Origin of the sequence: Streptomyces sp. CG 926 (assembly GCF_003148825.1) — a bacterium.
In the GTDB taxonomy this organism is placed as follows: Bacteria; Actinomycetota; Actinomycetes; order Streptomycetales; family Streptomycetaceae; genus Streptomyces.
In genome coordinates, this window is sequence record NZ_QGGZ01000008.1 from 27,887 (window position 1) to 40,902 (window position 13,016).

12 protein-coding genes are annotated in these 13,016 nt (G+C 72.6%); 7 read left to right on the plus strand and 5 right to left on the minus strand.

Features of this window, described 5'->3' with window-relative positions:
• Window positions 1-25 precede the first annotated feature (25 nt).
• The 3 genes from BCL76_RS21470 to hutH all read left to right on the plus strand — a co-directional run bounded on the left by BCL76_RS21470 (window position 26) and on the right by hutH (window position 3,718).
• Window positions 26-829: an enoyl-CoA hydratase/isomerase family protein gene (locus BCL76_RS21470; RefSeq protein WP_109781086.1), complete on the plus strand. Its 804-nt coding sequence runs from the start codon at window positions 26-28 to the stop codon at window positions 827-829.
• 124 nt (window positions 830-953) lie between these two features.
• Window positions 954-2,069, plus strand: coding sequence for a GGDEF domain-containing protein (locus tag BCL76_RS21475; protein ID WP_109781087.1), 1,116 nt, complete (start codon window positions 954-956; stop codon window positions 2,067-2,069).
• Between the two features lie 107 nt (window positions 2,070-2,176).
• On the plus strand, window positions 2,177-3,718 hold the full coding sequence (hutH, locus tag BCL76_RS21480; protein WP_109781088.1) for a histidine ammonia-lyase: 1,542 nt from the start codon (window positions 2,177-2,179) through the stop codon (window positions 3,716-3,718).
• 65 nt (window positions 3,719-3,783) lie between these two features.
• On the opposite strand, the gene BCL76_RS21485 is transcribed toward hutH, so the two are convergent.
• Window positions 3,784-4,170: a hypothetical protein gene (locus BCL76_RS21485; protein ID WP_109781089.1), complete on the minus strand. Its 387-nt coding sequence runs from the start codon at window positions 4,168-4,170 to the stop codon at window positions 3,784-3,786.
• 107 nt (window positions 4,171-4,277) lie between these two features.
• Here BCL76_RS21485 and BCL76_RS21490 point away from each other — a divergent pair, with 107 nt between their 5' ends.
• The 3 genes from BCL76_RS21490 to BCL76_RS21500 all read left to right on the plus strand — a co-directional run bounded on the left by BCL76_RS21490 (window position 4,278) and on the right by BCL76_RS21500 (window position 7,254).
• Window positions 4,278-4,619 carry a hypothetical protein gene (locus BCL76_RS21490; RefSeq protein WP_052873263.1) on the plus strand — a complete coding sequence of 114 codons (342 nt, stop codon included), beginning with the start codon at window positions 4,278-4,280 and terminating at the stop codon, window positions 4,617-4,619.
• 134 nt (window positions 4,620-4,753) lie between these two features.
• Entirely contained in the window at window positions 4,754-6,022 is a 1,269-nt protein-coding gene (locus tag BCL76_RS21495; protein ID WP_109781090.1) for a L,D-transpeptidase, read from the plus strand.
• Window positions 6,023-6,249: 227 nt separating this feature from the next.
• Complete coding sequence (locus tag BCL76_RS21500; protein ID WP_181382649.1) at window positions 6,250-7,254, plus strand: GNAT family N-acetyltransferase; 1,005 nt, start codon at window positions 6,250-6,252, stop codon at window positions 7,252-7,254.
• Here BCL76_RS21500 and BCL76_RS21505 read toward each other — a convergent pair.
• Window positions 7,244-8,128, minus strand: a complete 885-nt coding sequence (locus BCL76_RS21505) for a helix-turn-helix transcriptional regulator (protein WP_109781092.1) — start codon at window positions 8,126-8,128, stop codon at window positions 7,244-7,246. The two genes, BCL76_RS21500 and BCL76_RS21505, sit on opposite strands and share 11 nt — an antisense overlap.
• A 162-nt stretch (window positions 8,129-8,290) precedes the next feature.
• Between BCL76_RS21505 and BCL76_RS21510 the strand changes: the two genes are divergently transcribed.
• Window positions 8,291-9,355, plus strand: coding sequence for an NAD(P)-dependent alcohol dehydrogenase (locus BCL76_RS21510; protein ID WP_109781093.1), 1,065 nt, complete (start codon window positions 8,291-8,293; stop codon window positions 9,353-9,355).
• Window positions 9,356-9,499: 144 nt separating this feature from the next.
• Here the strand turns inward: BCL76_RS21510 and msrA are convergent, their stop codons facing one another.
• From msrA to BCL76_RS21525, 3 genes are all read right to left on the minus strand, one after another.
• Window positions 9,500-10,168: a peptide-methionine (S)-S-oxide reductase MsrA gene (gene msrA, locus BCL76_RS21515; protein ID WP_030712379.1), complete on the minus strand. Its 669-nt coding sequence runs from the start codon at window positions 10,166-10,168 to the stop codon at window positions 9,500-9,502.
• A gap of 78 nt (window positions 10,169-10,246) precedes the next feature.
• Window positions 10,247-11,407: a hypothetical protein gene (locus tag BCL76_RS21520; RefSeq protein WP_109781094.1), complete on the minus strand. Its 1,161-nt coding sequence runs from the start codon at window positions 11,405-11,407 to the stop codon at window positions 10,247-10,249.
• A complete protein-coding gene (locus BCL76_RS21525; RefSeq protein WP_109781095.1) occupies window positions 11,404-13,002 on the minus strand; it encodes a M48 family metallopeptidase in 1,599 nt (532 codons plus the stop codon). The genes BCL76_RS21520 and BCL76_RS21525 overlap by 4 nt, the downstream gene beginning before the upstream one ends.
• Window positions 13,003-13,016: the final 14 nt, after the last annotated feature.

Below are 13,016 nucleotides of genomic sequence, written 5' to 3' on the forward strand. Positions count from 1 at the left end.
ACGTTCGTTAACCGGGAGGGTTCCTATGGCGTCCGAGGCCGTGTCCGAGTCGGAGTTCGTGGCGGTACGCCGCCACGAGGGCGGGGTCGCCGAGCTGGTCCTCGACCGCCCCAAGGCGATGAACGCGGTGTCGACCGCGATGGCCCGTGCCCTCGGTGCGGCCTGCGCCGAGCTGTCCGCCGACCGGTCCGTACGCGTGGTCGTGCTCTCCTCGACCTCGGAGCGGGCCTTCTGCGTCGGGGCGGACCTCAAGGAGCGCAACTCCTTCTCGGACACCGAGCTGGTCCGGCAGCGGCCGACCACGCGCGGCGCGTACGGGGGCGTGCTGGCGCTGCCGATGCCCACGATCGCGGCGGTGCACGGGTTCGCGCTGGGCGGTGGCTTCGAGCTGGCCCTGGCCTGCGATGTGATCGTCGCCGACGAGACCTCGGTGGTGGGCCTGCCCGAGGTGTCGGTGGGTGTCATCCCCGGCGGTGGCGGTACGCAGCTGCTGCCGCGCCGGGTGGGTGCGGCGCGGGCCGCGGAGCTGATCTTCACCGCGCGCCGGGTGGAGGCGACCGAGGCGCTGTCCCTGGGGTTGGTGGACTCGGTGGTCCCGGCCGGCCAGGACACCGCGGAGGCGCTGGCGCTGGCGTCCCGGATGGCCGCGAACTCCCCGGTGGGTCTGCGGGCGGCCAAGCGGGCGCTGCGACTGGGCCATGGGATGGACCTGGAGGCCGGTCTGGAGATCGAGGACGCGGCCTGGCGGACGGTGGCCTTCTCGGGTGACCGGGTGGAGGGCGTCGCGGCGTTCAACGAGAAGCGCAAGCCGAACTGGCCGGGGGAGTAGCCGGTCGGGCGGCCCCCGTGGGGCCGCCCGGACCCCTTGCTGTCGATCACTCTTGGTGATCTTGATGGTACCGAATGTCGCGCTCATTGTCCCCAAATCGGACAAAAGTCCCTAACCTGGGGTGATGGGAGTTGACGGGCGGCTACGGGCCGTGGTGGGACTCGCTCAGGCGATGGCCGCGGCCTGCGCGCCGCGGGACAGTGTGCGGGCGGCCGCGCGAGGCGCGCGCGTGGCACTGGACGGCTCGTTCGCCGCGATCTCCGCGTGGGAGCGGGAGCGGGGGCGCCTGCGGGTGCTCGTGAACGAGGGCGAGCGGCGGGCGGGCGAGGAGGAGTTCCCCGAGGACGAGTCCTATCCCGTGCACGACTTCCCCGAGATCACCGAGTTCCTGCACGAGCTCTGGGTGGGCGGCGGCGGCCCGCACGCCTGGGTGGAGAGCGCCGCGGGTGACCGGCCGGGGCGGCGCGGGGACGCCCTGCGCCGCCGTGGCCGCGGGACCTGCGTGGTCGCGCCCATCGTGCTCAGCGGCCGCGCCTGGGGCGAGCTGTACGTCGCCCGGGACGAGGGGCTGCCCGACTTCGACGAGGACGACGCCGACTTCGCCACCGTGCTCGCCGCCGTGGTCGCGGCCGGTCTCGCCCAGAACGAGCGGCTGGAGGAGGCCCGGCGGCTCGCCTTCACCGACCCGCTGACCGGGCTCGCGAACCGGCGGGCCGTCGACATGCGGCTCGACGAGGCCCTGGAGGAGCACCGGCGGACCGGGGCGGTCGTCAGCCTGGTCGTCTGCGACCTGAACGGGCTGAAGAAGGTCAACGACACCCTCGGCCACGCCATGGGCGACCGACTCCTGGAGCGGTTCGGGTCGGTCCTGAGCCTGTGCGGGGCGATGCTGCCGGGAGCGTTGGTGGCCCGGCTCGGCGGTGACGAGTTCTGCCTGGTCGGGGTCGGCCCGACGGCGGACGAGATCGTGCGCGTCGCCGAGGAGGTGTGCACCCGGGCGGCCGAGCTGGAACTGGGCGAGGGGGTGGCCTGCGGCGTGGCCTCCACCGGGGACCCGATCGGCCTGGTGAAGTCCTCCCGGCGGCTGTTCCGGCTGGCGGACGCCGCCCAGTACAAGGCCAAGGCCGCGCGCTCGCCGAAGCCCGTCGTGGCGGGCCGGGACACCGCGGTGGTCCGGCTCGCGGACGCCGCCGCCGAGGAGGCTCCCGGGGAGCGGCGCCGGTTCCGGGGCCGCCAGTGACCGACCGCCCGCGGCATCGGCGCGTAAGGGGTGCGGCCGCGTCGCGATCGTGACGATTCAGCCTAGTGACATGAAGCGATTCAATCCGTAGGGTGCTGAATATGGATATGCACACTGTCGTGGTGGGGACGTCCGGGACCACCGCCGAGGACGTCATCGCCGTAGCCCGCGGCAACGCACGCGTCGAGCTCTCCACGGAGGCCCTCGATGCCCTCGCCCGGGCCCGCGAGATCGTCGACGCCCTCGCCGCCAAGCCCGAGCCCGTCTACGGCGTGTCCACCGGGTTCGGTGCGCTCGCCTCCCGGCACATCAGCCCCGAGCTGCGTGCCCAGCTCCAGCGCAACATCGTCCGCTCGCACGCCGCCGGCATGGGCCCGCGCGTCGAGCGGGAGGTCGTCCGCGCGCTGATGTTCCTCCGCCTCAAGACCGTCGCCTCCGGTCACACCGGCGTCCGCCCCTCCGTCGCGCAGACCATGGCCGACGTGCTCAACGCCGGGATCACCCCCGTCGTCCACGAGTACGGCTCCCTGGGCTGCTCCGGCGACCTCGCGCCGCTGTCCCACTGCGCGCTCGCCCTCATGGGCGAGGGTGACGCCGAGGGCCCGGACGGCACCGTCCGCCCCGCCGGCGAACTGCTCGCCGAAGCCGGCATCGAGCCCGTCGTGCTCCGCGAGAAGGAGGGCCTCGCCCTCCTCAACGGCACCGACGGCATGCTCGGCATGCTGGTCATGGCGCTCGCCGACCTCGGCAAGCTCTACACCAGCGCCGACATCACCGCCGCGCTGACGCTGGAGGCGCTGCTCGGCACCGAGAAGGTGCTCCAGCCCGAACTGCACGCCATCCGTCCGCACCCGGGGCAGGGTGCCTCCGCCGCGAACATGGCCGCCGTCCTGAAGGGCTCCGGGCTGGTCCGGCACTACCAGGAGGAGACCGCCCCGCGCGTGCAGGACGCCTACTCCGTGCGCTGCGCCCCGCAGGTCGCCGGCGCGGGCCGCGACACCATGGCGCACGCCGCCCTGGTGGCCTCCCGTGAGCTGGCCGCCGCCGTCGACAACCCGGTGGTGCTGCCCGACGGGCGCGTGGAGTCCAACGGCAACTTCCACGGGGCCCCGGTCGCCTACGTGCTGGACTTCCTCGCCATCGCCGCCGCCGACCTCGGTTCCATCGCCGAGCGCCGCACCGACCGGCTGCTCGACAAGAACCGCTCGCACGGTCTGCCGCCGTTCCTGGCGGACGACGCCGGCGTCGACTCCGGTCTGATGATCGCCCAGTACACGCAGGCCGCCCTGGTCAGCGAGATGAAGCGGCTCGCGGTGCCGGCCTCGGCCGACTCGATCCCCTCCTCCGCCATGCAGGAGGACCACGTCTCGATGGGCTGGTCGGCCGCGCGCAAGCTCCGTACCGCCGTCGACAACCTGACGCGGATCATCGCCATCGAGCTCTACGCCGCCACCCGCGCCATCGAGCTGCGCCACGGGCTGACCCCGGCCCCGGCCAGCCAGGCCGCGATCGCGGGCGCCCGCGCGGCGGGTGTGCAGGGTCCCGGGCCGGATCGTTTCCTCGCCCCTGACCTGGCCGCCGCCGACGAGTTCATCCGTACGGGCGGCCTGCTGGCCGCGGTGGAGCCGGTGACGGGTCCGCTCGCCTGACGCCAGGCCGCGTACGCGTCGAAGGGCCGCCCCGGGATCCGTCCCCGGGGCGGCCCTTCGCGTGTCTACAGCGCGTGCGAGCGGCGGATCGAGAAGGCCACGAAGCCCGCCCCGACCCCGAGGAAGAGGGTGCCGCCCAGGAGGTAGGGGGTGGTGTCCACCGATCCGGTGTCGGCGAGCAGGGACAGCGGGCGCGAGGCCGGCCCGGAGGCCGTTCCCGTGACCGAACCGGGCGCGTCGGAACCGGAGCCGGAACCGGAGCCGGAATCGGAATCTGCGGCGGCGGAGCCGGTCGCGTCGGTGGCCGTCCCGGCGGCGTTCGCGCCCGCGGGCACACCGGAGCGGGTCTCCTCGACACCGGCCGAGGTGGCACCCGCCGAGGGTACGAACCACAGGGCGGCGAGGAGGGTGGTCGCTCCGAGAGCGGTGAGCAGCGGTCGGCGTGCGGACACGGTGCGATCCCCCTTGTGGCAGCAGCGAATTGGCCGTGTGCGGTGATGCTACGGAAAGGGGCGGGTCGTGGGAAAGTCGGGGCTTCCGCGGGCTTACTCTCCGTCGTATGAACTCTTCTGAGACATCACGTTACGTACGACTTCGGGTGGATTTGGTACTGGAGGTGCCCGACGTCCAGGCACTCACCGGAGCCGCGCTCGCACACATCAAGGCCGACGAGTTCATGCCGGACGAGGAGCGCGGCCACGCCGAGTCCGCCGTCCGCGAGGACGAGTCGGAGGCCCTCGCCTACCTCGTCGACCCCACCGACCTGGTCGCGGACATCCCCGGGGTGGAGCTCGCGCAGGCCTCCTGGAGCAGCGAGCCCGTCGAATACGACCCCGAGTCGATGGAGTGGGACCTGGACGAGGAAGATGGGGACTTCGACGAGGAACCCGACAACGCCTGACCGTGTGGTGGACCACATCCGAACGGAATGTGGAACCGCCCGGTGCCGTTAATGCGTTGTCAGGACCAGGCAGGGGGTGTGCCCCCTGCCGGGCCAACCCCGGGGACGGCCAGCCTCCGGGGTATCCGGCAACGATGGAGTGGCGTGTGAGGACGGACAGTAAGCGGCGGAGGCGGTCCCTGGTGGCCATATCCGCCGTTCTCGGTGGGGTACTGATGCTCACGGCGTGCGGCGGCGAAGACGACGCGAAGCCCAAGGGCGGCGAGTCGGGCAAGGCCCAGGCGGACGTCGACGCGGCAGCGGCCAAGGACGCCTCGAAGGCGAAGATAACCATCACGCCGAAGGACGGGGCCACGAACGTCGGCCTCAACGACGCGGCCAATGTGGCCGTCGCCGACGGCACGCTCACCCTGGTCGAGCTGAAGACCAGCGAGGGCGCGGCCGTGGCCGGCAAGATCGCCGCCGACGGCAAGAGCTGGAAGCCCGACGCCGCTCTGAAGCGCTCCACGAAGTACGCCCTGGCGGCGACCGCCAAGGACGCCGACGGCAAGGAGGCGCACGAGAACGCCTCCTTCACCACCGTCTCCCCGGAGAACAGCTTCATCGGCTCGTTCCTCCCCGACGACGGTCAGACGGTCGGCGTGGGCATGCCGGTCTCGATCACCTTCAACAAGCCGATCCAGGACAAGAAGGCCGTCCAGGCGGCGATCTCGGTCACCTCCACCAGCAACCAGGAGGTCGTCGGCCACTGGTTCGGCGCGCAGCGCCTGGACTTCCGCCCGGAGAAGTACTGGGACGCGAACTCCACCGTCACGATGAAGCTGGCGCTGGAGGGTGTCCAGGGCGCTCCCGGCATCCAGGGCGTCCAGAACAAGACCGTCACCTTCAAGATCGGCCGCAGCCAGGTCTCGCAGGTCGACGTGAAGAGCAAGAAGATGACGGTCACCCGGGACGGCGCGGTCCTCAAGACCATCCCGATCTCGGCGGGCTCCCCGGACAACCCGACCTACAACGGTCAGATGGTGATCTCCGAGAAGTTCAAGGAGACCCGGATGGACGGCTCCACCGTCGGCTTCAAGGACAGTGAGGGCAAGGGCGAGTACGACATCAAGGACGTCCCGCACGCCATGCGCCTGTCCCAGTCCGGCACCTTCATCCACGGCAACTACTGGGGAGCCGACTCGGTCTTCGGCAGCGCCAACACCAGCCACGGCTGTGTCGGCCTGAACGACGCCAAGGGCGCGGGCGACCCGAACCAGCCCGCCGCGTGGTTCTTCGACAACTCGCTCATCGGCGACGTGGTCGAGGTGATCAACTCCCCGGACAAGGTCATCAAGCCGGAGAACGGCCTCAACGGCTGGAACATGGCCTGGGCGGAGTGGAAGGCCGGCTCGGCCGCCTGACATCCCGAACCACCGCACGCACCGGACGGCGGGGACTCCTCACGGGGTCCCCGCCGTCCGGCGTTCGGCCGGGGAACGGCAGGATGCGGCCCGAGTGGATCATCCGGTGCCGTGCCGTGCCGTGCCGTGCCGTGCCGTGCCGTGCCGTGCCGTGCCGTGCCGTGCCGTGCCGTGCCGGGCGTCGCGACCCCGTGAATCCTGCCGGTCACGGAACTAAGGTCCCCGGTATGACCATCCGCGCCCTGTCGCTGCCCCCGACCGACACCGAGACAGACGACTGGATCGCGGTCCTCGCCGCCGCCCAGGCCGCCGACCGGCCGCAGGGCCCACCGCCCGCCCGGACGGAGGTGGCCGGCCGGCTGCGCGTCACGCCGGCGCACGGCCGCGCCGCGCTCTGGACCACGGACGAGGGGACGGGCGTGGCCGCCCTGGTCCTGTTCAAGGACGAGGCCAACGCGCACACCGCCTTCCTCGACCTGATCGTCGTACACCCGGACGCCCGACGCCGGGGCCTGGGCCGGGCCCTGTGGGAGCAGGTCCGGGCCGAGCTCCTCGCCCACGGCCGGACCTCGGTCTCGACCGTGGTGGACCTGGGCGGACCGGGGCAGGCGTTCGCGGAGTCCCTCGGCTTCGAGAACGTCCTGCCCATGGCCTGGTACGAGCAGGACGTGACGCGGCAGCAGCCGGCCACGGGCACCCCCGACGCCACCCCCGGCCGTGCCGCGGGCGAGGTCCCGGTTCCCGTCGCCCCGGGCTACGAACTGCGCGCCTGGCACGGCCTGGTGCCGGACGACTGGGCCGCCCCGCTCGCCACGGCCCACGGGGCCATGCAGGACGCGCCCATGGGCGACATCGACGAGAAGATCGAGGCCTGGACGCCGCAGCGGCTGCACGCCGCCCACCGGCTCGTCCTGGACCGGGGCGGCGAGATCACCACCGCCGCCGCCGTGACCCCGCAGGGCGAGGTGGCCGCGTACACGGAACTGGTCCTGCCCGACCCGACCGGCCCGCGCGCCCTCCAGTACGACACGGTCGTCGCCCCCGCCCACCGGGGCCACGGGCTGGGTCGCACGGTCAAACTGCACATGCTGGAGCAGGCTCGCCACCGGTACCCCGCCCTGCGCCGGATCGCCACCACGGTGGCGGACGAGAACACCCCGATGCGGGCGGTGAACGAGAGCCTGGGCTACCGCCTCGACCGCCCCGCGGCGTACTACCAGCTCACCCTGTAGCCGCCGGGTTCCGCGCCCCGGCCCCCTCCGCCGGGGCCGACCACGACGCCAGCAGACGCAGGGCGTCCGCCGACGGGGAGCCGGGGGCCGCGTGGAAGGTGACCAGGGACTGCGCCGGGTCGTCCGGCAGCTTCAGCGTCTCGAAGGACAGCCGCAGTTCACCCACGATCGGGTGCCGCAGCAGCTTCTCCCCGTGCGTCTTGTCCGCCACCGTGTGCGCCGCCCACAGCCGCCGGAACTCCTCGTTCTTCACCGACAGCTCCCCGACCAGCGCCGACAGCTGCGGGTCGTCCGGGTGCTGGCCCGCGTACATCCGCAGGTTGCTCACCACCTCGCACGCCCGGCACTCCCACTCCCCGTACAGCTCCGCCGTCGCCGGATCCAGGAACACCAGCCGCACCAGGTTCCGTTCGGCGGCCGGCAGCGCCCCGAAGTCCCCGAAGACCGCGGCCGCCAGCCGGTTCCAGCCGATGACGTCCTGTCGGTGCCCCACCAGGTAGGCCGGTACCCCGCACATCGCGTCCATCAGCGTGCGCAGCTCCGGACGCACCTGCTGCGGGCGCCGGCTGAGGCGGCGCCGGTGAGCCTTCGGCCGCGCCAGGTCCATCAGGTGCGCCCGCTCGCTCCCGTCGAGGCGCAGGGCCCGCGCGAGCGCCTCCAGGACCTCCACCGACACGTTGTGCCCGTCGCGCTGCTCCAGCCGCGTGTAGTACGCGACCGACACCCCGGCCAGCTGCGCCAGTTCCTCCCGGCGCAGCCCGGGCACGCGCCGGCGGCGGCCGTGGTCGGGCAGGCCCACGTCCTCGGGGCGCAGCCGCGCACGGCGGGAGCGGAGGAACTCGCCGAGGCAGGCTCGCTGATCAAGCTGGTCCATCCCGCCAGTATCCCCGGACCGCCCGCCGCCGGGCAGGCGTGAGCCTGACCCCACCAGGCGTAGGTTCGCCGGTCGTAGGCAGAACAGGTGGATGGTTGTCCGCCGGGCGAGGCGGCAGCGTGGGGGTCACCACAGACCCACGCCGTTTCGAGGAGCACCCCCATGTCCGTCACTCAGGGCACCCAGGGCACCCAGGTCGCCGCGTACGCCGCCCCTGCCGCCAAGGCCCCGCTGGAGCGCACCACCATCACGCGCCGTCCCCTCGGCGAGCACGACGTCCTCATCGACATCAAGTACTCCGGCATCTGCCACTCCGACATCCACCAGGTGCGCGACGGCTGGGGCGAGGGCATCTACCCGATGGTCCCCGGCCACGAGATCGCCGGTGTCGTGTCCGAGGTCGGCCCGGCCGTCACCCGGTTCTCCGTCGGGGACCGGGTGGGCGTCGGCTGCTTCGTCGACTCCTGCCGCCGCTGCGAGTACTGCCTGCGCGGCCAGGAGCAGTACTGCGTCGAGGGCATGACCGGCACCTACAACGCGCTCGACCGCGAGGGCGAGCCCACGTACGGCGGCTACTCCACCCACCTCGTCGTCGACGAGAAGTACACCCTGCGCATCCCCGACGGCCTCGGCCTCGACGTCGCCGCCCCGCTGCTGTGCGCCGGCATCACCCTCTACTCGCCGCTGAAGCACTGGCAGGCGGGCCCCGGCAAGCGGGTCGCGGTCGTCGGCCTCGGCGGGCTCGGTCACCTCGGCGTGAAGATCGCGCACGCGCTCGGCGCCGAGGTCACCGTCCTGTCGCAGACGCTGCGCAAGCGGGAGGACGGCCTGAAGCTGGGCGCCTCCCACTTCTACGCCACCGGCGACGAGGCCACCTTCGAGGAACTGGCGGGCCGCTTCGACCTGATCGTGTCCACCGTCTCCGCGCCGATCGGGCTGGACGCGTACCTGGGCCTGCTGAAGGTCGACGGGGCGCTGGTGAACGTCGGCGCCCCGGAGGAGCCCGTCGCGCTCAACCTCTTCTCCGTCATCGGCGGCCGCAAGACCCTCGCCGGATCGATGATCGGCGGGATCGCCGAGACCCAGGAGATGCTGGACTTCTGCGCCGAGCACGGACTGGGCTCGGAGATCGAGCTGATCGCCGCCGGACAGATCAACGAGGCGTACGAGCGGGTCCTGGCGAGCGACGTGCGCTACCGCTTCGTGATCGACGCGTCGACGATCTGAGGGCCGGGAGCCCCGTCCTCGCCCCCGCCCCGCCCCCGCCGCCGTGCACCGTCCACAGCTCGTGCGGCAGCAGCGGGCCGGGCGGCCTGTGCTGCCGCCACAGACGGGTCAGCTCCTCGTGCGCGGGGTCGACGGCGGGGTCGCTCACGCCCCCGGGGCCTTGGCCACGCCGATCGGGCAGGACACTCCCGTGCCGCCGATGCCGCAGTAGCCGCCCGGGTTCTTGTCCAGGTACTGCTGGTGATGTGCCTCTGCCGGCCAGAAGGGGCGCTCCGCCGCCGGCAGCACCGCCGTGGTGATCGGGCCGTAGCCCGAGGAGGCCAGGACCTGCTGGTAGGCCGTGCGGGAGGCCTCCGCCGTCTCCTGCTGCTCGGGGGAGTGGGTGTAGACCGCCGAGCGGTACTGGGTGCCCACGTCGTTGCCCTGGCGGAAGCCCTGGGTGGGGTCGTGGGACTCCCAGAACAGCTTCAGCAGCGCGGCGTAGGAGACCTGGGAGGGGTCGAAGACCACGCGGACCACCTCGGTGTGGCCGGTCAGGCCCGAGCAGACCTCCTCGTAGGTCGGATTCTCGGTGAAGCCGCCCTGGTAGCCGGCCAGCGTGGTCCACACACCGGGGGTCTGCCAGAACTTGCGCTCCGCACCCCAGAAACAGCCCAGACCGAAGTCGGCGACTTCCAGGTGCGCGGGGTAGGGGCCGGACAGCGGGTTGCCCAGCACGGTGTGCCGGTCGGGCACGGCGAACAGCGGCTCCGCGCGGCCCGTCAGGGCCTCCTCGCGGGTGGGGAGCTCGGGCGTACGGCGGTACGAGAACATGGATTCCCTCCTTGTGGGAGTGACAACGTGCGGAGGGCGGGCCGGGATTCCCCGACCCGCCCTCCGCCGACCCTCGGATCAGAGACCCGGGGTGGTCACGCCCACCGCCCAGTCCCGGGCGTAGAGGTACCGGCTCTTCGGCGAGCCCGCGTAGGTCCACGGCAGGGCGCCGATGTACCCGTCGATGTGTCGGAACTGCTCGACGGCCTCCGCGTCGCGGTCCTGCCAGAACAGCAGGTACGCCAGGATGTGCCGCATGCCCACCGTCCCCGGGTGGTCGTCGCCCGCCGCAGCCAGGTCCAGCAGCGCCGCGTCGACCGCCGCGACGATCTCCGGCTCCTTGAAGAACGTCTCCGCGGCCAGGTCGTCCTCGTGCGTCTCCTGCTCGAAGTACGCGATCAGCGGCAGCCGCGAGAACAGCTCACCGGGCGCCCCGGCCGCCGCCGACTCCCGCGCGAAGGCCAGCGCCAGCTCGTGCGAGCCGCGCCACTTGCGGCACCAGTACTGCAGGGCGCTGACGTGCGCCCACAGCACCTTCGGATCGCGCTCGACGATCTGCGCCCACAGCTCGTGGTACCGCTCGTGCGAATAGCCCAGGCCCTGCCCGATCGGCTGCTCCACGATGTACGGGGTCGGGTCCGCCGGGTCGGCGAGGCGCTGGGCCGCGTGGGCCGCCTCCTGCGCCTTGACCAGCAGTTCGCGGAAGAGCCGGAACTGCTCCTGCGTGGTGCGGCTGCCCGACTGGGAGCCGCGGACGTTCCACGCCACCTGGATCGCGGTGTCGGCGTCGACCAGGGCCGCCGTCGGGTCCGTGGGCCGCGCCGCACGCCAGGCCAGCAGCCATGCGTCCTCCTCGGCGGCCGCCTCGGCCAGCGGGCGGACCCGCTCCATGCGCTCGTGCCAGTTCTTCCCGGCCGCCTCGACGTACGCGGCCGCCGCCTCCCAGTCGCCCGACCGGACCGCTTCCAGGACGGCGGTCCGCTCCGGCGGCACCGGAGCGGGGTTCTCGGTGTCGAGGTCGGCCTCGGCCACGAATCCCAGCGCGACGACCGCCGCCGCCTTCTCGGCCTTCTCCTCGGCCTTGACGGCCGCGGCGTCGGCGTTCAGGGATTCGGTCCGGCCCTCGATGACGGCGATCTCCGCCTCCAGGCGCTTCGCCTTGCGGATGTAGTAGACGCCGCGCAGGAACTTGAACGCGCCGAAGAGCAGCACGGCGCCCAGGATGTAGAGGCCGATCACGGGGCAAGCACCAGCTTTCGCAGGGGTTCGGTGTCGGGCAGGTCGGCCACGGCCGAGTCCAGGGCCTGGCCCAGCCGGTCCTCGAAGCCGTCGGCGGGGTAGCGCAGCGAGGCCGAGTCGGACCACGACAGCTGCCAGCGGGCGGCGCCGCGGGCCGTCAGCTCGACGGTGATCAGCTGGTTCAGGGCGCGCCGGACGACCGGGCGGGCGAACTCGCGGGCCGTGCGGCCGGTGGCGGCCTGCGCCTCCTCGGACTTCGGGAACCGGTCGGCGATGCGCCAGCGCACCGCCGGGTCGGCGTCGAAGGCGTCCAGCACGGCGTCGAGCCCGGGGCCCGCGCCCTCGGCGGCGAAGGCCTCGCGGAGCTCCTCCGCGCCCTGGCCGACGTACACGGTCATGGACTCGTGGACGAGGTCCTCCCAGTCGACGCGCTTCAGCGCGAGCGCCTCCGGGGTGAGGACGACCTGCTCCAGCGCGGCCAGGGCCGCGTCGGCGTCGGCCAGCAGCTCCAGGGCCGGCCGGGCGGCCTGCCCGCCGCGGCCGTCGTCGGGCAGGGCCTCGATGCGGGCCACGCGCTCGGCGAGCGCGGGGTGGGAGTCGTAGGGGGAGGTGGGCTCGGTCGACAGTTCCTGGCGCAGGTCGTCCAGGTCGCCCGAGCGCGCGTCCAGGAGCCGGCGCAGGCCGCCGAAGACCTCGCCGGGGCGGGGCAGCAGGCCGGCGTTGACGCCGAGGGTGGCGTACGAGCCCATGTAGAAGTCGTGGGCCGAGTCGAGGGCGTTCAGCTCGCGCAGCGCGGACGCGGCCGAGTCACGGCCGGCGACCCGCACCGAGGCGAGGTCGGCGGCGAGCTCCTGGCGGCGGGAGGTGGAACGGGTGGCACGCATGTAGAAGTTGCCGTACGCGATGTAGATCTTGGCCATGGCGCGGTACATCGCACCCTCGCCCGCGGTGTCGACGCCCTTGGCCTTCTTGCCCTTGGCGATCCGCTTCTCGTCCTTGCGCTCCTGCTTCGCGCGCTCCTTGGCGACCTTCTTGTCGGCGCGGTCGTGGAAGTAGCCGATGGTGCGGATCAGCTGGGCCCGGCCGCGGGCGATCAGCGGCGTGAGGCGGGTGTCGAAGTTGGCGTAGTGACCCATCTCGTGGGCGAGCACCGCGCGCATCTGCATCTCGTCCAGGCCCGTCATCAACGGCAGGCCGAGGTAGAGGCGGCGGGTGCCGGGGCGCAGGCCCAGCAGCTTCGCGTCCTCGGCGACGGCCGCGTTCACCTCGTCGATCAGCACGATCTCGTCGGGGGCGCGAGTGCCGACCTGCTGCGCGATGTCACGTACGACCGCCCATAGCTCGGGCTCCTGCGCCTCGCTGACGGTGACGCCTGCCAGGGGCTCGCCCTTGGGGGTGCGCAGCATGAACATGCCGCGCACGATCGGGACCGTGAGGACGACGGAGGCGAGGAGCAGCTTGGCCACGATCGGGCCGTGCAGCGTGGTGACCACGGCGTAGTCGATGCCACCGAGCGCGGCCAGCAGGAACACGCCGAGCAGGTAGAAGCCTGCGAGCAGGACGAGGGCGCGCAAGGCGCGCAGTGAAGCGCCCATATGGACAGATCCCC